The following is a 17,109-nucleotide window of genomic DNA, read 5'->3' on the forward strand; positions in this document are numbered from 1 at the left end:
GCTTTTTAATACTTTTTTTTCTTTAATATGCTGGTATCCGCGAGATATTGTGATATAAATGCAATTTTATCTTCAGATATTTTAATTGGTTTTTCAAGAAGTTCAGTTATGTCAGATTCAACTTCACCTACATCATTAGGATGTATAGTTCCTGCCTCTCCAAATAATGCGTATAATGGGCAAAAATCATGACAGTAATAACAATTTACACATTTAAGGCTGTCTAAAACCGGTATTTGATCCTTGATTAATCCTTCCATTAATTCCACAGGCTCTTCCAACTTTTTCATGGAAACTGCACCGGTGGGACACACATTCGCACATCCAGAACAACCAATACATGGCACCTCAGCAACCTTTTCTGTAGGTACTATCTGACCATTTAATATTTTATTCCGAAGTTCCATATCAGTAACTCGATCAGAAGCAAAAATTATCCGTTTAAGGTTACTATAAGCACCTTCTAACATTATTCTGATTAAATCTTTCATGATGATACCTCAAATTCCCTTTCAAATAACACTGCTCTGGCAGGACATGCATTAGAACATGCTCCACAATATGTGCATTTAGAGTCATCCACTACTAATCTTCCATCTTCTGTCTCAGAAATAGCTCCTTCTGGACATATTTTTTCACATAATTTACATTGCATGCACAATTTATCTTCAATTAAAGTAAATCCGTCTTTTATTGATTTTTTACGCATAGTAGTTTTTGGAATTGCATCCACAGGGCAGTGTATACCACATTTCTCACATAATACGCATTTTTCAAGATCAACATCAATTGTTCCTCTTTTTAATGTTATGGCATCTTTAGGACATAACTCTGCACAAATTCCGCAAGATATACAATCTTCAGATACAGTTCCATCCCATGTTACATTTTTAAAGCTTCTTGCTTCGTTTACATCACAAGCCTTTACACATTTTCCACAAGAAACGCAGAAACCTTTAATTTTTTGATTAGGATCATCAGATAATTTTAGGGTGCCGACTGGACATACTTCCAAACACTCCATGGACTCACATTCTTCACAAAGGGTTGGATCATATCTTAATTTACCATCAACCATTTTAAGCGCCCCTTTTCCACATGCCTCAGCACATAAACCACAATTTAAGCAAGAAACAATAGTACCCTCAATTTCTTCTGAAGGTTCGGGTTTTCTAATTTTCACCTCAAAATCATCTATATAAATGGCTTTGTTTGGACATTCTTTCAAACATTTAAGGCATAAAGTACATTTTTCAGGGTCTATAGTTGTATCTGATATTGCATCAGCTGGACAAACATCCTCACATACCCCACATTCTGTACATTTACCCTCTAAATTAACATTAACTTGTATTGCCTCAGTAGGACAGTAATATTCACAGCGCTTGCAAAGTGTGCATTTTTCAGTGTCTGTGACCACATTAACCCTTTCTGATTTTTCATCCTCTTTTTTAGATCTCTCTTTGGGAGGGATGGTGAGATTTAATGATTCTAAGAACTGTATTTGCCTGTCTTCTATGACATCATAAGCATCTAATCTTGCGTTGATAGGACAGGCATCTACACATATACCGCACCGAGAACAAATTCCTTTGACTGTACCTTCTTCAATTTTTATACTGTTAACTGGACAGGTAAGTTCACATACACCGCAGGCATTACATTTAGCCCTGTCAACAACATATCCGCCATATTTATTCCTAAAAATGGCCCGGTTAGGACAGGCTTCTGCACATGCACCACAAGTGATGCAACTGAAAGCTTTACCCTCAATGATTCTGATTGCTTCTGTAGGGCACTCCTTAACACATTCTCCAATGCCCTCACATTTTTTTGTTGATAAAAACATGATACTTGCCTTCCATTCAGTTGATTTGACTATATTATCAATTTATTTATCTATATCTGATTAATCTGATTTTATCTTCCTAAAATTATTTTACCTGCAAATATTCCTATAATTGCAGCAACAAACCCTGTAGCAATTGGTATACCTTGATAAAATGGAAATGGACCTAACTCATATGCCATTAAAATGGCTACGATCAAAACTACCAGGAATGACCCTAAGGTAAATTTTATTTTACTATCTGGTTCTGTTTTAATTCTGCTTCCAAGTATGAAGCCTAGTATGAAACCAAAAAGTGGTGGACCTATGTAAAACATTTTTAACTCTCCAAGAATGTTATTACCACTGCGCTTAAACCTACCATAACTTTTATTCCAACTAGGATGTTTAGGTAGGGTATAATTCCCGCATGAATCGGGTCAGGATAATCAAATAAATTCATTATAAATGGAGGTACAGTGCTGTAAAGATCTACTCCAACATTGTAAAGGAAAAATCCAGTGAAAACTAGACCTACCAATCCCAGTATGATAAATCCTAATGCTCCTACACTTTCCATTCCTGCCAAAAAGTTGTGTGAGAATTTAAAGGGATTTTCACGTAAACCATATACAACAGCACAGAATATGAAGGCACCTGCTATCATAGCACCTCCCTGAAATCCTCCCCCAGGAGTTATGTGGCCTCCCAGTATGGTTAAAATTCCCAAACACATGATTAGCATTGCTGCAGGAAATACGAATATTTTAAGAATGGTACTCATCTATTTTCCTCCCAACTCAACTTTTCCTCTTCCAAATATCAGTAAAGTTACAACAACCGCAGTTACAAGTATTAAAGCTTCACCTAAAGTATCGTATGCTCTCCAATCAAACACAACCACAGTAACCATGTTGGGAGCTATACTTGGACCTACATAATTGTATAAATAACTGATTCCAGGATAAATTAATGGTTTAAATCCATATATGGCCTGGAATAATGTAACACCAAATACAGCAAGAGCTATTCCTGCTATTAAATTTCTTAATCCATCAGACATTTAAATTCCCCCAGTAGAAAAGGGTTATTATTATACCTAGAGCCACAATAACATAGAATATCATGCTATTAAATGAATCGTTCTGTTCTCGCTTTAGACGAGGCATTAAAGGTATGGTAGTTAAAGCTATCACAAATACTGCTACTACTATCACTATCATTAGTATAGTATTCACTAATCTTAACATGACCAGAGCAATTAAAAGGGAGGATATCAAAGTTATTTCTGCTGCCAAAGTTGATGAAGCAGATATATTAGTTAATGGCTCATTTTCTTCAGTTTTTGTTTGAATTTCTCTAATTCTTTTTAATATAAGATCGTAGATATTCATAGGATCCCTCTTCATATTACCAGACTATTTGCTAACCCCTGCAAGTAACCAGTCGCTATTTGTGGGAAAAGCCCTAAAATTATACATACGGCCAATAAAACCAGCATAGATATTATGGTGGCTTTAGGTATTTTATTATCATTTATTTCTAGTTCTGCAGGTTTAGGTCGCATGAATATAGTATAAAATGCCTTCATAAAGGTCATAAATGTTACAATACTTATTAATATCATTATTATACCTAATTCGGGTAATCCTGCGTTAATTGAAGCTTGTATTAGTTGTAACTTACTTTGGAATGCATTTAAAGGTGGAACTCCTGCCATTGCAAAACCTGCTAATAAAACCAGCAGCGCTGCTTTAGGATTTTCAATCATCAAACCACCAAGTTTTCTGGTGTCACTGATGCCGGTTTTATATAACACCGTTCCGAAGCCTATGAACAGGAAAGCAGTTATAACTGCCTCGTTTATTGCCTGAAATAATCCTGCAGTAATTCCAAAGGCAGTCCCCAAACCCAGACCAATTCCAATGTATCCCAGCTCTCCAACAGCTAGGTAACCAATGATTCTCTTGAAATCATTTTGCATTAATGCCATGGTTATACCCAGTATCATAGCCAGTAATGATATGACAATTATAGCTACCTGGGCAAAGGGAAGGTATGAGAATATTCTAAGGATAATAATTCCCAGCGCTACGAAGGTGAAAACCGAAAATGCTTGAAGTAATGCCGCACCATGGGGCAAAGCTTTACTGTAAACTGCTGATTTAATAGTGTGGAATGGTGGCAATCCTGACCCATATAACCATCCGAATACTATCAAACCACACGCCATCAATAATACAGGATTTTGAGGATTTACAACTCCATTTTTTAGTGAATAAATAATGTCAGTAATATTCACATTACCTGTTAACCCTAAAAGTAGAGCTATTCCTAAAAGTAGTAACGGAGCCGCAATACTACCTAAAATCATGTATTTTAGCGCAGTTTCATAATTATTCTTCACTTTGGAGGCTACAATAATTCCCACCTGAGTTATGGCTGCAATTTCAAAGAAAACATATAAATTAAATATGTCATCAGTTAAGAGAATGGCACTTACTGCCGCAGTTCCCATGAACATTAAGAAAGCGTAAACTCCCGAAGATTTTTTGGTTTCGTTTAAAGATGTGAAAATTGCCAGAAGCGCAATTAAACCCAATATAAACAACATGATTTTTTGTGCGCTATCGAAACTATAGGTTATTGCAGGGTGGAATACATTCAAAGCCGAGCTGGTTATAAATGCCGGTAAATTCTGGGCAATAGCTGGATTTTCAGCTAGAGGTGCGTATCCACCAAAGAAATAAGTACCATAACTCGCAATTAAGGGTATTATCGGTATGGTTAACGCTACTAAGACTGCTAATATTTTAATTGTTTTATCCTTTTTGTGCAGTAGATTTAGAAGCAGAGCACATGCAATTGGAAGTATGACCATTATGGGAATCAATGGATTCATAATACTCCCCCCATATAAACCTTCAAAAGATACATAGTTCGGTTTAGAGGTGTTATAGTTGTGTAAATTGAATTAACATTCATTTTATTACTCTCCATCATCTCTCAGAACCTTAGATGCACTTATAGTTCCGTGCTTTTTGTATAATACAATTATTAATCCCAACATAACAGCAAGGGTACTGGCCCCAATAACAATACTAGTAAGTACTAATGCGAAAGGAAGAGGATAAGAAGCATTTTGTGCAAACCAGTTTACAGTCATGTCTGGAAGATAAATATAAACAATGCCTCCTGGTTTGTATCCAAGAGAAACTAAGAAAAGATTAACTCCATCACCTATGAATGCTAATCCTATGATCTTTTTAATTAGATTATCTAAAAATCCTGCCGCAAAAATTCCTATTATTATCAAAGAAGCAGCAGTAAATAGTGATGCTAATTGTGTATCAATGATCATTTTATTCCTCCATCCTGCGGGTTTTGTAAACCGCTAAAGCAAAAAATACTGGTATGATTGCTGTTCCAACTATGGCTTGTGTTAGAGCAACGTCTGGCGCCAGCAGATATTGATATAAAAAGGCGATTGATGCACCAGGAATACCAGTTAATATAGCTGCTTTTAGAAGATCTCTCTGTATTAGAGCAAGTATCGCCCCAGCAATGGTTAGTATCATAAGAATGTATTCAATCATTTTGTTTCCTCCCCGTAATAGTATGCATTTGCTATTGCGTGGTTTGCAAATGGAGCAAGGATAAAGTAAGTAGCAGCTAAAAGTGGTTGACCTAGAACTAAAAGTGCCAGTATACATGCCACATCAGCTATCCCTAAAATATGAACCCGAGCATATAACACTCTTTGTAAATCATCTTTGTATCTTATAATTCCAATAGCTGAAAGCAAGACTAAAACAGATGAAATAAGTAATACTGCTGATTTTATCAAGATTAGTATATCCATCACTTTAATCATCCTCGCAAAACTTTTGAAAATGCTATGGTTCCCACTGGCCCCAATATTACCAGTGCGTAGGCTATTTCCTTACAGAAACCAATGTTATACATATTTTGAACTAAAATTAATATGGTGGCAACAGCTATGCTCAATCCAGTCACTCCTACCAAACCCATGGCAATTGTTTTTCTGGTCGCAATTCTAATGGTTGCGATTGCAAAGATGGTAAGCGATGCCAGAAGAATATATTCAGATAATAATAGTAAATCCATTTTAACAGTCCTCAGTTTGTAATATTGATAGTTATCTTTTTGCGTTTTTAAAGTTTATTAATCGATTTTTCATTATTTATTCTAACATACCCTTTATATAAGATTCAAACGGAATTATATCACTTTTTTCTTTTGGAACGATTGTTGCAACTTTTATTATTTGGTTTTCAGAATCCAGATCAATAGAAAGAGTTCCAGGCGTTAAAGTAATACTATTAGCAAGAATAGTCTGAGAAACTGGTCTTTTGAGTTCTGTTTGGATTTCTACTACAACCGGTTCTACTTTACCAGTTACAGTTCTGGAAGCCACATCTACTGTTGCTTTTAAGATTTCGAATACCAATACAATGAAATAAACGATACCATAAAATATTCTTGTTATAAACATGGATTTAACCCCTTTTTTGTATTTGATATAAATATTATCAGGAAATATTAGCATGACAAATCATAAACAACTTTTATAACTTATTAACTGTTTTTAAAGCTATTTTGTTATTACCATGATAATTACAATTCATCATTATAAAACATGACATATATAAAGATAACTAAAAAAATTTTCCATCAGTTGACAAGTTCAAAATAATATTGCTAAAGGAACATCAATGATGCCAGAAAATTACTTGGAAATATCATATAAATAAAATCTCTACAAGTACAGACCATAAAAATAATAAAAAAAGGGTTAACTAGTCGCTTCCACTAATTAATCCACCTATAGCTCCACCAACACCCATAAACACTATGTTCAGAATTAGTGCAACGATAATTATACCTACACCTGCTACAAAAGTTGCTGCAAAGCCGGCTAAACCACCGAATATTGTTCCTCCAACAATTAGTAATATTGCCAATAATATAGATCCAAATGCTCCAGCAACAGTAGCATTCCATAAACCCCCTAAAAGGCCTTCATGCACCCAGTAACCCACAATTAATCCTGCAATAAACAAACCCAGATTGGAACCCCAATAAGGATTTATATAAACTCCGATATTGCCTAATATTATTGCTAAAATAAAACCTACAATAACTGGCCCCCATTTAACCATAGAAAATCTCCTCCTAATAATTTTATAGAATTAATTATCTATTTAAAAATATTTAAATCTAATCAAAAAGGTATCTTATGTAATATTGATTTGATAATATGAGACTTCAAAGATCAAACAAAATTTTTTTCAAAAAAGGTAGAAAAAATAATAGCTACTGCTAAAATTTTTTAAATCAACATTTTAAAGCTTTTATTGTTATATTATAAAAATAAATCAATATTTATCAAATTAATCAATAAAGAATAACTTTTAAGTACGTGTATAATCTAATAAACACAAAAATTCCCCATATAACCAGAAACAGTACCCCATATTTCTTTTTACATTTCCTGGAGGATAATGGTCTGAATAGTTCCAAACCCTTAGGAGTTAAAAGATCTAGTGTTAAATGACTTATAAACCCTAAAAACAGAGCTAAAAATGTTCCATACAACGTGATATTTGCAACTGGCAAAAAATAAATTCCAAGAACAGCCAGAATAATGTATATAGGCATTATTCGTTTATTTAAGCTTAGAACTCCGATAAATACTGCTATAATCATCAAAGTAATTTTATTATCCACATTGAAATCTTTTAATAAAAAATAGGCACCCAAAACAAAAGCTGTCAATAAAATGGATAAAACAAATATTCCAAACAAAGAATGTGTAAAACCCCGGTGTTTAGAAAAATAAAGTATTAAAACTATTAAAACCAATAAAATACCTATTAAAAATGGTAATTTCAACATGTACAATATTAAGGATAGAAGTAAACCCACTATCAATATTATATTACGGTTTTTTCTTTTTATGTTATGATCTATATCTATAATTGATGTTCCAACAACTGCCAGTGCCAGTAAAAATACTTCTTGAAAAAAGGGTATGGTAAACAAAAGGGAAAACAATACATGTTTTTTATATGAAGACACACAAACACCTCTTTTCGTTATCTAATCATGTTAAAATAATTTAAAAATGACATCATCTGATTATAAGATTTTTTAGGAGATCCTGGATCAACCACACCATTTTCAGAAACTACTTCACAGGTTACTGCAGGAATTCCAGCTAGATTACATTCATCTTCAAAAGCCCCTTTATAATACAAACCTGCATTTTTGTAAAATATAAGCTCTGAAGGAGTGTTTTCACTGATGTGTTGGGCTATTTTAAAACTTTTTATACAAGGTTTCTTGGAACAGAAAACACTCTGTCTTCCAGGGTTACTTCTAAGTTTGGTGGAATGAAAATCTGCCACCGCATCAATTTTCAACATTTTAATTATCTTAAGCAAATTATTAGAAAGACATCCGGCTTTTGCAGCCGCTCTATTCATATCAGTTCCATTGAATCTCCTAGAATTTTCCATTGTAGCATAGGGAATTGCAAATGGGATCACATATAATGTTCCTCTTAAATTACAATTCAAAACTTTATTTATAATATTCAAAGAAGCAATTTGTGGAGGTAATTCATCTCCATGAATTCCTGCCGTGATCATTAACTTAGGGCTTTTTTTACCAAGTTTAATTAATGTTGTACCTTTGCTGGCTTTTTTAATTATTGTCTCATTTAAATCCGTTTTAGGAATATTTTTCATTAATACATCATTTTTTTCAACTTTTCCCCCAGTTTCATAGGATATTATATTAAATTCGACATTAATATTATTCAAATTACTAAAAATCATTACCTACACCACAATAAAGATACTGGAAAATATTTATTAGTATATATTACTTAAATTACTTAATTAATATCTTAGATGCAATTTTATATAAACATAATATCAAAAAAATTGATTAATATTAATATATTGTAATGGTGATTAGATGGAAAAAGTGGTTCTAGCTTTCAGTGGTGGTTTAGATACTTCAGTATGCATAAAATTACTAGAAGAAAAATATGACATGGATGTAATAACAGCTTGTGTAGACGTAGGACAACCTAGAGAAGAAATAGACCGACCCGCCTCTGTAGCGGATAAAGTAGGTAGCCTGAAACATTATACTATAGATGCCCAAGAAGAATTCGCAGAAGACTTCATATTCAAAGCCATAAAAGCCAATGCTCTTTACGAAGGATATTCTCTATCTACAGCATTAGCCAGACCACTCATCGCCATGAAAATTGTTGAACTTGCAAGAAGGGAAGGAGCGACTGCAATCGCCCATGGCTGTACTGGTAAAGGAAATGACCAGTTCCGTTTTGAGTCTGTTATACGGTCAATGTCAGAATGTAAGGTAATAGCACCGATACGCGACTTGAATCTCACCAGAACTGAAGAAATGGAATATGCCCAATCATGCGGAATACCTCTACCTTCAGATAAACAGCACAGTATCGATGAAAATATCTGGGGACGAGCCATTGAAGGAGACGTGCTGGAAGACCCTATGGTAGAACCGCCTGAAGATGTATTCAGCTGGACTCGCTCCATTAAGGATGCTCCAAACACAGCACTTGATCTGTCCATAGAATTTAAAAATGGAGTTCCAACATCCATTGATGATAAAAAGATGTTTCCATTGGATATAATAGCTAAATGTAACGAAATCGCAGGTATGCACGGTATTGGAAGGATTGATATCATTGAAGATCGAATCATTGGCCTTAAATCACGGGAAATTTATGAAACACCTGCAGCAATACTACTTATAACTGCCCATAAAGCTTTAGAACAGTTAGTTTTGACTCGAGAAGAATTAAAATTTGCTGAAACGGCTAGTACCACTTATTCCGAGCTCATATATGATGGGATGTGGCATGAACCGCTGCGTGAGGATCTAGACAGTCTCTTTAATAAAATGCAAAAAAGAGTAACTGGAAAGGTTAACCTGAAATTACACAAAGGAAGTATGAGAGTTACAGGTAGAAAGTCACCCTACAGCTTATACCAGGAAGATATTGTATCTTTTGAGGACAAGGCCCTTGATCAACGGGAAATTGCAGGTATGGTGAAACATTATGGTATTCAGGCAGCAGCTTACAACAAAATCTGCAAAAAACAATAAAGTCTGCAAAGGATGATTAAAGATCACCAGAGGTTTTTAAAACGATTTCAATCGGTTTAATAGTACTAGGTATTATAATAATTATTCTAATAATACTAGGTATTGGAATACTGGCAAAAGCCCTTAAACTAGGCGTAAAAATAATTTTACACATTATACTGGGATGGGTATTACTATTCTTGGTAAATCTTCTTCCATTTGTAGATATACCCGTAAATATATTGACTATACTCATCGCTGGATTTGGTGGAGTAATAGGAGTAATCTTTCTATTGATAATCCAAGTTCTAGGGTTATTCTAAAAAATTAAAAGTTTTATTTTATAAAACTTTTTCATTTCCAAAGTCATTAAACATGTTCCTTACTATTTTTTATTTTCGTCTACACTACCTAACTCAGATCCCAGGAAGTCTTTAATATCACGAATACTGTTCAATAACTGAGCAGGGAACACTATGGTTGAATTTTTTTCTGCAGCAATGTTACTCAATACCTGCATAATTCGAAGCTGTAGTGCCACTGGATGTTCAGTTATTATGTCTGCTGCTTCTCCTAATTTACCTGCAGCAAGATATTCACCTTCAGCAGATATAATTTTAGCTCTTTTCTCTCTTTCAGCCTCTGCTTGCAATGCAATCGCTCTTTGCATACTTTCAGGAAGTTTAATATCCTTTATTTCTACCGTGGTGACTTTGATTCCCCATGGCTCACTGTGTCCATCAATAATCTCCTGAATTTTCTGGTTAACTTTAGGTGTATCTGAAAGGACTTCATCTAAAGTAAACTGACCTACCACACTTCTTACTGTGGTTTGAGATATCTGGTTAACTGCCCGATCATAATTCTCAATTTCCACCACTGCCTTGTATGCATCAATCACTTTAAAGTAAGCCACTGCAGCTACATCAATAGTTACATTATCCTGAGTAATTATCTTCTGGGCAGGAATAGGCATGGTAACAATTCTCAAAGACGGCTTGACCATTCTATCCACTAAAGGTATTATAATACGAAGTCCAGGGTCTCTAACTCCTATAACCCTTCCTAACCTGAAAACAACCCCTCTCTCATACTGGTTCACTATTCTTATGGATAGACCTAAAATAATCAACACAACAATGATTATTATTAAAATGGTAATCCAATCCATTGATATAACCTCCCTTTTAAGTTTTTTTACAGTATCATTTATGAAATTGAAAGTTAATTAAATTGTTCATCAAATAAGATGATTAATTAAAAAATGATAAAAAAAGACTTGAATTTAATATGAGATTACATGAAAACCCTTGGTATGAATGATATCAATTCACTGGCAGTAAAATTATAGCCTAAATCTTCCAGAGCCATGTCTCCAGCCCTTCCATTTATATAAGCTGCCAGATAGGCTGCTTCAAAAGTTTCATGTCCCTTGGAGATAAGTCCCGCTACCAAACCTGCTAAACAATCACCAGTACCACCAACAGTCATTCCCTGATTCCCGGTTTTATTGAGTCTGATATTATTTCCATTAGCTACAACATCTATAACTCCTTTAAGTAAAACAACAGATTTTAAATCATTAGACCTCTCTTTTACCATTTTGATCTTATCTTCAAGTTTATCTGGTATTCTGTAACCGGTCACTGCTTTGAACTCTCCAGAGTGAGGAGTTATAACTATATTTCCCCCTTTAATTGTATTTAGAGTTTTCTTGTCCAACATGTGTAAGGCATCTGCATCAATTACCAATGGTTTACCAAGTTTGGATATGATATCTTTGACCGTTAATACTGTTTCTGGATCTCTTCCCAAACCACATCCAATTAAAACACAATCAACATTATCAGCTAATTCTAAAATAGGATTTACATCATTTTCTGTTATGTAATCTCGTGAAAAGCTTCTCACAATAAGGTCCGGAGAATATGATCGGATATCTGATGCTACAACTTCAGGAGAGGCAACATACACTATATCCACCCCTGATTTCATAGCCGATAATGCTGCTAGGGCAGGGGCTCCAGAATAATCTTTACTACCTCCAATTACCAGGACCCGACCATTATTACCTTTGTGCGAATATTTTGAACTGATTTTCAGCCTCAGAAGGTCTCCAACACCAGTGAAAATCTCTGCTTCTTTTGGAATTCCAATATCACTAACCACTAATTTACCAACATAGTTACTAGAATCGTTAACTCCTTTTTTTGCCCTATGAAATGAAATTGTAACATCTGCTTGGACTGCTTTATCATTAACATCACCAGTCAAAGGATCCAAGCCACTGGGAACATCCACTGCAATTTTTAATCCATCAAGCTTATTAATAAGAGTTATAGCAGTAGAAACTGGTTCTTTAAGTTTTCCCTGAATTCCAGTTCCAAGTAAAGCATCAATTATTACCTGAGCATCTATTCTCTTAAGAAGTGTAGAATCAGTAATTATCTTAATTTTTAGAGGACTAATTACAGGATTCATATTTTGGAGGATGTTCCAGTTTTGCAGAGATTGTTTAGATTTTATATGATCAGGACGAGTTAAAAGAAATATTTCGACTTCAAAACCATTATTTATTAAATGTCTGGCTGCAACAAAACCATCCCCACCGTTACCTCCACTTCCAGCATATATTGCTACTTTACACGGTTTTATATTATTCTTTATATATTCTGCAACAGATTTGCCTGCATTTTCCATAAGCGAAGATTTAGATACTCCTAACTCTTCAGCATTAGTATCTATTATCATCATATCCTTGGGAGTCATGGTATCACTATTTATAGATTATAAAACAAATTATATTTAATTTTATAGCATTAAAAAAAGATCATTACTTCATTTATTATTAATGGTGATCCTTTGCCAAATCCCTACTTGCCCAATTCTTATAATATTCCAGGAATACCATCACATATGCTCATATATGCACTTTTCGCCCTTTTAGGATTAATAGCATATGGTTTTATTGGTTCAACAATTATTATGGGTTTAGACCCTGTTAATGCACTTTATTATACCATAATAACAGTTGCAACTGTAGGTTATGGTGATATTTCTCCAGTTACACCCATACAGAAAATTTTTGCAATTACACTGGTTTTGGGTGGCGTAGGATTGATAGCTTATGTTTTTACTTTAACAATTACGGTGGTGACCATGGCAGTGGAAGAAATTACCTCAGGAGCTAAATTAAGAAGATTAATGTCTGAAACTAAAAATCATTTTGTATTATGTGGATATGGTAGAGTAGGGGCTGCTGTTTTTAAAGAACTGAAAAAAAGAAATCAAACAGCAATAATAATCGAAAAAAACAAGAATGTAGTGGAAAAAGAATTATGGGAAGATCCTAAGATACTTGCCATGCCCGGGGATGCCACAGACGAAACTGTCATGAAAGATGCAGGCATACAAAGAGCTAGGGGAGTTATAATAACAACTGGTGACGATGTAGACAATCTATTTATTACTTTAACTGCCCGCGAATTAAGTCCCGATATATGGATAGTATCCCGGGCCAGTAAAAGTGAAAATATTCGCAGACTCTACCGTTCAGGTGCAGATCGGGTAATATCACCTGAAACCAGTGGCGGAGAAGATATTTACTTTGCTGCAATTGAACCTACCATGATGAAGATCACGGTAATGCATGATGTGGATGATATAAGAAAGGAATCTGAAATTATTATAAAACATGGGTGTACCCTAGAAGATATTGAATATCATTTACCTGAATTTCGCAGACCTTTAGCCCGAAAAATTGGCATATCTAAACTAAGTGAACTCAATAAATTCTTAGGTAGTTTAGAACATGATCCTACACGTAAAAATTCCCTGGAACGTGTTTATGAATCAGTAAGCGGCATTCATTCCCACTGGATCTCAGGTCCAGACAAGGAAACCTTACAGAAGGTAGTGGATGAAATCAAAAAGGAAGGGTTGCTTTTAGGTGTTGATCTGGATGAAGAACAAATAAAAGAAGAAGCCAGAAAGCATGGCCGGCTGGTCGAAGTTGTTATAAAACCAGAAATAAAAATCACTGAAAATCATGATGTGCATGATATAAGAGAAGAAGCAGAAGTAATTTTAAGGCATGGTTGCGTCTTAGAAGACATAGAATACTACCTTCCAGGTTTTAGAGAATCTCTTCATAGAAAAATAGGTTTATCTGAATTTAAAGAAATGGAGAGATTCATTGATATATTAGAACACGATAAAAAGAAAATGGAAAATCTTGATCGCTTATATTCACTATCCGGAGGGGGAATTCATTCCCACAGAATAAGTGGCCCGGATACAAAAACTTTGGGAGAAGTAGAGAACGAATTGAATGCTAAAGGATTCTTGGTTGGAGTTAACCTTTCCACCGAAGAAATCAAAGATGCTATAAAAAAATATGGCACCACTGTAGAACTACTATTGAAACATCACGTGGGAGAATTAGATGACAAAAAGATAATTGTTAAACAAGGAGGTCATATTCTAGATTCTAAGCATTATTTCCCCGGGGTTAGGCAGGTTGTTACTCGTAAACTTTACATTAGAACTATGGAAGATGTGAAAAATTGTGAAAGGGAACTTGACAATCCTGACGCACGTAGATCACTGGAAGCTCTCTATGAGATTTCAAGACATATTCATTCCCATACTGTCTCTGCAACTGATGTAAAAACTATTAAAAATATAGTATCCGCTTTGAAAAAAGAAGGATTATTGTTAGGGATTGATTTACCTGAAGAGGAAATATGGGACATTGTTGAAAAAGAAAATTCAGAGTAGTTCTATATTAAGATGATCATTTTATTATCATCCTTAAAACTAAAAATCCCAAAGTACACATTAAAATGTAAAAAAATAAAAAAAATAGTATAAAAACTATTTTTTAGAATAGATCGTGCAGTTTTAATTGGTAAGCACCCAAATTACCGCCGAAATTTCCGGCACTTATTCTTAAAACACCTGGTACTTTTACTGCAGATTCTATACCTGCTTTCATAGCATCTCTTACAGACTTTTCATCTAATCCATCAATTACTATTTCGTAAACACCGTTTACATCAACAGGAATTTGAGTATCTTCAACTTCGTCTTTTAGAGTTACACACATTTTTTCATTGGTGGAAGCACCTAAAAACTTGTATTTATTTGATCCTACTTTAGAACCGGAAGCAACAACTCCTCCCGGGAACGGTGTGATTGTTCCAGATATACTAGCTATTGCATCAACAGCAGCTTCCGCAGCTAATAGACCTGCAGCTTGGTTTTCGGCTAATATGAAAAAGTTACCCCCAGCAACTCCATTTTTAATTCCTAATTCACCTTCAACCAAGAAATCACCAGACATAAGTGGGATGGAATAAACAGTTCTTCCATCTACTTCAAGTTTTTTCTCATAACCGTCACCGAAATACTTTAATTTTACTCCGGTTTTAAATTTTTCATCTGCATTATCCATATTATCAAAAACAGCAGTTGTTGCTGCAGTTAATATGCACATTCCCACTCTTTCTAACAGTTCGTGGTCCAGTTTATCCTTGTTCATATTGCAGATCATTATAATGTAACCTGGCCGTCCGTCAGGGGTTTCCTCTGGAGGAACATAACAATCAATTCCCGCTTCTGCCGGACATCCAATAACTGAAGTTCCATATCCTGTTGCTTCGGTTGCTGCTATTTTAGCTAGTTTTTTTGTTGCTGCAGTTACAAGCAATCGGGATACCTGTATACCAAACGCTTCTGCAAAAGTATCTTCTATTTCCACTCCGTTTATTTCCATGATTATCACCTTTTAGTATATGAGGATGGTTTATGAAGAGAAGTTATATATTTTTCCATTTAATTTTTATCCAGACTAAATATTTAAAACACTCATAAATGCAGTAATATTACAATACCAACTTTGAAAATAGTTTATTAAAAATTATTAGTTGAATTTCATGCGAAAAATACTTCGAAAAAGTAGAAGGATGAAAATAAAACTCGATGAATGTATGTAAACTCTAAACCAAATTTGGAATTATTATTAAGGGATATGTCTTATTTTATTATTTGAATATGCTATATTTTCTTAGAAATTTTCTCTATTGCTGCACTTCCAAAGTAAGGAAGTACTGCTATACCAATAATGGAAGTCATCCAAAAAGAAATCAATCTTTCTACAAGTGTAGCAGCTGCACTAATTGATGGAGGAACTCCAGCATAAGAATATAAAACTATCATCATCCCATCTACTGCTCCCAAACCACCAGGCAGGAACGGGATTAGGCCTATTAAACTGGCTATAACAAAAACTTCGGCAATAATTATTAAAGAAATATCCGCATTGAATGCAGAAAAAACAATATAAACTCTAATTATTTCCATGAACCAGATAAAAAAGGACAGAGGAAGTCCATAAAATAATACACGCTTATCTTTAAGCATTATCCTTATACTATCCTGAAATCCATGAATAGCTTCAAGTGCTTTTTCTTCAATCTGCCGGGACCTCTTTTTTGAAATCCTTTTAATAACACCCACTAACCACATGGTAAATCTTTTAGCAATATTTTTATCAACTGAAATAAAAATTGCAATTACAAATACCACTATAATTATAACCAAAGCCACTATAAGTGCTAAAACAATCCATTGAGCTAATTTAAAAAATAGTACCATTGAAACAATGGTTAAAATAGATAAAACTATGAATGGGAAAGTATCCAAACCCCTATCTGCAATTACGGTGGCAAATGAATTTTCAAAAGGTGTTTTTGTATATTTACTGAGAATATATGCCCTAACTGGCTCTCCCCCACCTCTTGCACTAGGTGTAAGGTTATTTATAGCCAATCCAACCATTAACATTGGAAAGAGGTGCCTTTTTTTAATTGATATTCCAACTGATTTTGTAGTAATGGACCACCTAAGAGTCCATAAACCATAGGTAATAATCTGAATGATTATGGCCAGTATAATGTACCATATATTGGCCATTTTGATAGCACCTTCTATTTTACCCGGCCCAATAAACATTATCATGGCAATTAAAATCCCTACGCCCATAACCATTAAAAGTAAAACTTTATGTTTCATTTAAACCTCTTAAAAATATTTATATTACTCTATTCAACAAA

Annotated in this window: 22 protein-coding genes; 3 read left to right on the plus strand and 19 right to left on the minus strand. The window is 34.3% G+C overall.

Annotation, left to right across the window (positions count from 1 at the left end; all coding sequences use genetic code 11):
- Positions 1 to 5 precede the first annotated feature (5 nt).
- From CIT01_04160 to CIT01_04230, 15 genes are all read right to left on the minus strand, one after another.
- Positions 6 to 491 (minus strand): energy-converting hydrogenase B subunit L EhbL, encoded by a 486-nt coding sequence (locus CIT01_04160; protein ID AXV37448.1) that lies wholly within the window; start codon positions 489 to 491, stop codon positions 6 to 8.
- On the minus strand, positions 488 to 1,849 hold the full coding sequence (locus CIT01_04165) for a ferredoxin (GenBank protein ID AXV37449.1): 1,362 nt from the start codon (positions 1,847 to 1,849) through the stop codon (positions 488 to 490). The genes CIT01_04160 and CIT01_04165 overlap by 4 nt, the downstream gene beginning before the upstream one ends.
- Before the next feature lie 71 nt (positions 1,850 to 1,920).
- Positions 1,921 to 2,166 (minus strand): energy-converting hydrogenase B subunit J, encoded by a 246-nt coding sequence (locus tag CIT01_04170; GenBank protein ID AXV37450.1) that lies wholly within the window; start codon positions 2,164 to 2,166, stop codon positions 1,921 to 1,923.
- 2 nt (positions 2,167 to 2,168) lie between these two features.
- Positions 2,169 to 2,612 (minus strand): cation:proton antiporter, encoded by a 444-nt coding sequence (locus CIT01_04175; protein ID AXV37451.1) that lies wholly within the window; start codon positions 2,610 to 2,612, stop codon positions 2,169 to 2,171.
- Complete coding sequence (locus tag CIT01_04180; GenBank protein ID AXV37452.1) at positions 2,613 to 2,891, minus strand: EhbH; 279 nt, start codon at positions 2,889 to 2,891, stop codon at positions 2,613 to 2,615.
- Positions 2,884 to 3,222 (minus strand): energy-converting hydrogenase B subunit G, EhbG, encoded by a 339-nt coding sequence (locus tag CIT01_04185; protein AXV37453.1) that lies wholly within the window; start codon positions 3,220 to 3,222, stop codon positions 2,884 to 2,886. Before CIT01_04185 ends, CIT01_04180 begins: the two co-directional genes overlap by 8 nt.
- Positions 3,223 to 3,233: 11 nt before the next feature.
- Positions 3,234 to 4,730 carry a hydrogenase gene (locus CIT01_04190; protein AXV37454.1) on the minus strand — a complete coding sequence of 499 codons (1,497 nt, stop codon included), beginning with the start codon at positions 4,728 to 4,730 and terminating at the stop codon, positions 3,234 to 3,236.
- Between the two features lie 87 nt (positions 4,731 to 4,817).
- Positions 4,818 to 5,189 (minus strand): hypothetical protein, encoded by a 372-nt coding sequence (locus CIT01_04195; protein AXV37455.1) that lies wholly within the window; start codon positions 5,187 to 5,189, stop codon positions 4,818 to 4,820.
- A 1-nt stretch (position 5,190) separates the two neighbouring features.
- On the minus strand, positions 5,191 to 5,424 hold the full coding sequence (locus tag CIT01_04200) for a hypothetical protein (protein ID AXV37456.1): 234 nt from the start codon (positions 5,422 to 5,424) through the stop codon (positions 5,191 to 5,193).
- Positions 5,421 to 5,693, minus strand: coding sequence for a cation:proton antiporter (locus CIT01_04205; GenBank protein ID AXV38718.1), 273 nt, complete (start codon positions 5,691 to 5,693; stop codon positions 5,421 to 5,423). The genes CIT01_04200 and CIT01_04205 overlap by 4 nt, the downstream gene beginning before the upstream one ends.
- Before the next feature lie 5 nt (positions 5,694 to 5,698).
- Entirely contained in the window at positions 5,699 to 5,956 is a 258-nt protein-coding gene (locus CIT01_04210) for a hypothetical protein (GenBank protein ID AXV37457.1), read from the minus strand.
- 76 nt (positions 5,957 to 6,032) lie between these two features.
- Positions 6,033 to 6,344: a cation:proton antiporter gene (locus tag CIT01_04215; protein AXV37458.1), complete on the minus strand. Its 312-nt coding sequence runs from the start codon at positions 6,342 to 6,344 to the stop codon at positions 6,033 to 6,035.
- 304 nt (positions 6,345 to 6,648) lie between these two features.
- Positions 6,649 to 7,011 (minus strand): hypothetical protein, encoded by a 363-nt coding sequence (locus tag CIT01_04220; GenBank protein AXV37459.1) that lies wholly within the window; start codon positions 7,009 to 7,011, stop codon positions 6,649 to 6,651.
- Between the two features lie 235 nt (positions 7,012 to 7,246).
- On the minus strand, positions 7,247 to 7,951 hold the full coding sequence (locus CIT01_04225; protein AXV37460.1) for a hypothetical protein: 705 nt from the start codon (positions 7,949 to 7,951) through the stop codon (positions 7,247 to 7,249).
- The gene (locus CIT01_04230; GenBank protein ID AXV37461.1) at positions 7,948 to 8,691 is read right to left on the minus strand and encodes a succinylglutamate desuccinylase; all 744 of its coding nucleotides are present in this window, start codon (positions 8,689 to 8,691) and stop codon (positions 7,948 to 7,950) included. The genes CIT01_04225 and CIT01_04230 overlap by 4 nt, the downstream gene beginning before the upstream one ends.
- Before the next feature lie 142 nt (positions 8,692 to 8,833).
- On the opposite strand from CIT01_04230, the gene CIT01_04235 reads away from it, so the two are divergent.
- Both CIT01_04235 and CIT01_04240 read left to right on the plus strand, forming a co-directional pair.
- Complete coding sequence (locus tag CIT01_04235; protein ID AXV37462.1) at positions 8,834 to 10,015, plus strand: argininosuccinate synthase; 1,182 nt, start codon at positions 8,834 to 8,836, stop codon at positions 10,013 to 10,015.
- 44 nt (positions 10,016 to 10,059) lie between these two features.
- The gene (locus CIT01_04240) at positions 10,060 to 10,317 is read left to right on the plus strand and encodes a sigmaK-factor processing regulatory BofA (protein AXV37463.1); all 258 of its coding nucleotides are present in this window, start codon (positions 10,060 to 10,062) and stop codon (positions 10,315 to 10,317) included.
- Positions 10,318 to 10,379: 62 nt separating this feature from the next.
- Here CIT01_04240 and CIT01_04245 read toward each other — a convergent pair whose 3' ends face one another.
- A complete protein-coding gene (locus CIT01_04245) occupies positions 10,380 to 11,165 on the minus strand; it encodes a band 7 domain-containing protein (GenBank protein ID AXV37464.1) in 786 nt (261 codons plus the stop codon).
- Between the two features lie 125 nt (positions 11,166 to 11,290).
- On the minus strand, positions 11,291 to 12,763 hold the full coding sequence (locus CIT01_04250) for a bifunctional ADP-dependent NAD(P)H-hydrate dehydratase/NAD(P)H-hydrate epimerase (protein ID AXV37465.1): 1,473 nt from the start codon (positions 12,761 to 12,763) through the stop codon (positions 11,291 to 11,293).
- 147 nt (positions 12,764 to 12,910) lie between these two features.
- On the opposite strand from CIT01_04250, the gene CIT01_04255 reads away from it, so the two are divergent.
- Entirely contained in the window at positions 12,911 to 14,773 is a 1,863-nt protein-coding gene (locus tag CIT01_04255; GenBank protein ID AXV38719.1) for a hypothetical protein, read from the plus strand.
- Between the two features lie 103 nt (positions 14,774 to 14,876).
- Here the strand turns inward: CIT01_04255 and fhcD are convergent, their stop codons facing one another.
- Together fhcD and CIT01_04265 are read right to left on the minus strand one after the other, a co-directional pair.
- Positions 14,877 to 15,770, minus strand: coding sequence for a formylmethanofuran--tetrahydromethanopterin N-formyltransferase (gene fhcD, locus CIT01_04260; protein ID AXV37466.1), 894 nt, complete (start codon positions 15,768 to 15,770; stop codon positions 14,877 to 14,879).
- Between the two features lie 281 nt (positions 15,771 to 16,051).
- Complete coding sequence (locus CIT01_04265) at positions 16,052 to 17,068, minus strand: hypothetical protein (GenBank protein ID AXV37467.1); 1,017 nt, start codon at positions 17,066 to 17,068, stop codon at positions 16,052 to 16,054.
- Positions 17,069 to 17,109: the final 41 nt, after the last annotated feature.

This window comes from Methanobacterium sp. BRmetb2 (genome assembly GCA_003491285.1).
Taxonomy (GTDB): Archaea; Methanobacteriota; Methanobacteria; order Methanobacteriales; family Methanobacteriaceae; genus UBA117.

What these genes read in the sequence shown, in the direction of transcription:
- CIT01_04160 (AXV37448.1), bottom strand. Translation starts at nt 491, where the DNA reads ATGAAAGATTTAATCAGAATAATGTTAGAAGGTGCTTATAGTAACCTT.
- CIT01_04165 (AXV37449.1), bottom strand. Translation starts at nt 1,849, where the DNA reads ATGTTTTTATCAACAAAAAAATGTGAGGGCATTGGAGAATGTGTTAAG.
- CIT01_04170 (AXV37450.1), bottom strand. Translation starts at nt 2,166, where the DNA reads ATGTTTTACATAGGTCCACCACTTTTTGGTTTCATACTAGGCTTCATA.
- CIT01_04175 (AXV37451.1), bottom strand. Translation starts at nt 2,612, where the DNA reads ATGAGTACCATTCTTAAAATATTCGTATTTCCTGCAGCAATGCTAATC.
- CIT01_04180 (AXV37452.1), bottom strand. Translation starts at nt 2,891, where the DNA reads ATGTCTGATGGATTAAGAAATTTAATAGCAGGAATAGCTCTTGCTGTA.
- CIT01_04185 (AXV37453.1), bottom strand. Translation starts at nt 3,222, where the DNA reads ATGAATATCTACGATCTTATATTAAAAAGAATTAGAGAAATTCAAACA.
- CIT01_04190 (AXV37454.1), bottom strand. Translation starts at nt 4,730, where the DNA reads ATGAATCCATTGATTCCCATAATGGTCATACTTCCAATTGCATGTGCT.
- CIT01_04195 (AXV37455.1), bottom strand. Translation starts at nt 5,189, where the DNA reads ATGATCATTGATACACAATTAGCATCACTATTTACTGCTGCTTCTTTG.
- CIT01_04200 (AXV37456.1), bottom strand. Translation starts at nt 5,424, where the DNA reads ATGATTGAATACATTCTTATGATACTAACCATTGCTGGGGCGATACTT.
- CIT01_04210 (AXV37457.1), bottom strand. Translation starts at nt 5,956, where the DNA reads ATGGATTTACTATTATTATCTGAATATATTCTTCTGGCATCGCTTACC.
- CIT01_04215 (AXV37458.1), bottom strand. Translation starts at nt 6,344, where the DNA reads ATGTTTATAACAAGAATATTTTATGGTATCGTTTATTTCATTGTATTG.
- CIT01_04220 (AXV37459.1), bottom strand. Translation starts at nt 7,011, where the DNA reads ATGGTTAAATGGGGGCCAGTTATTGTAGGTTTTATTTTAGCAATAATA.
- CIT01_04230 (AXV37461.1), bottom strand. Translation starts at nt 8,691, where the DNA reads ATGATTTTTAGTAATTTGAATAATATTAATGTCGAATTTAATATAATA.
- CIT01_04235 (AXV37462.1), top strand. Translation starts at nt 8,834, where the DNA reads ATGGAAAAAGTGGTTCTAGCTTTCAGTGGTGGTTTAGATACTTCAGTA.
- CIT01_04245 (AXV37464.1), bottom strand. Translation starts at nt 11,165, where the DNA reads ATGGATTGGATTACCATTTTAATAATAATCATTGTTGTGTTGATTATT.
- CIT01_04250 (AXV37465.1), bottom strand. Translation starts at nt 12,763, where the DNA reads ATGACTCCCAAGGATATGATGATAATAGATACTAATGCTGAAGAGTTA.
- CIT01_04255 (AXV38719.1), top strand. Translation starts at nt 12,911, where the DNA reads ATGCTCATATATGCACTTTTCGCCCTTTTAGGATTAATAGCATATGGT.
- fhcD (AXV37466.1), bottom strand. Translation starts at nt 15,770, where the DNA reads ATGGAAATAAACGGAGTGGAAATAGAAGATACTTTTGCAGAAGCGTTT.
- CIT01_04265 (AXV37467.1), bottom strand. Translation starts at nt 17,068, where the DNA reads ATGAAACATAAAGTTTTACTTTTAATGGTTATGGGCGTAGGGATTTTA.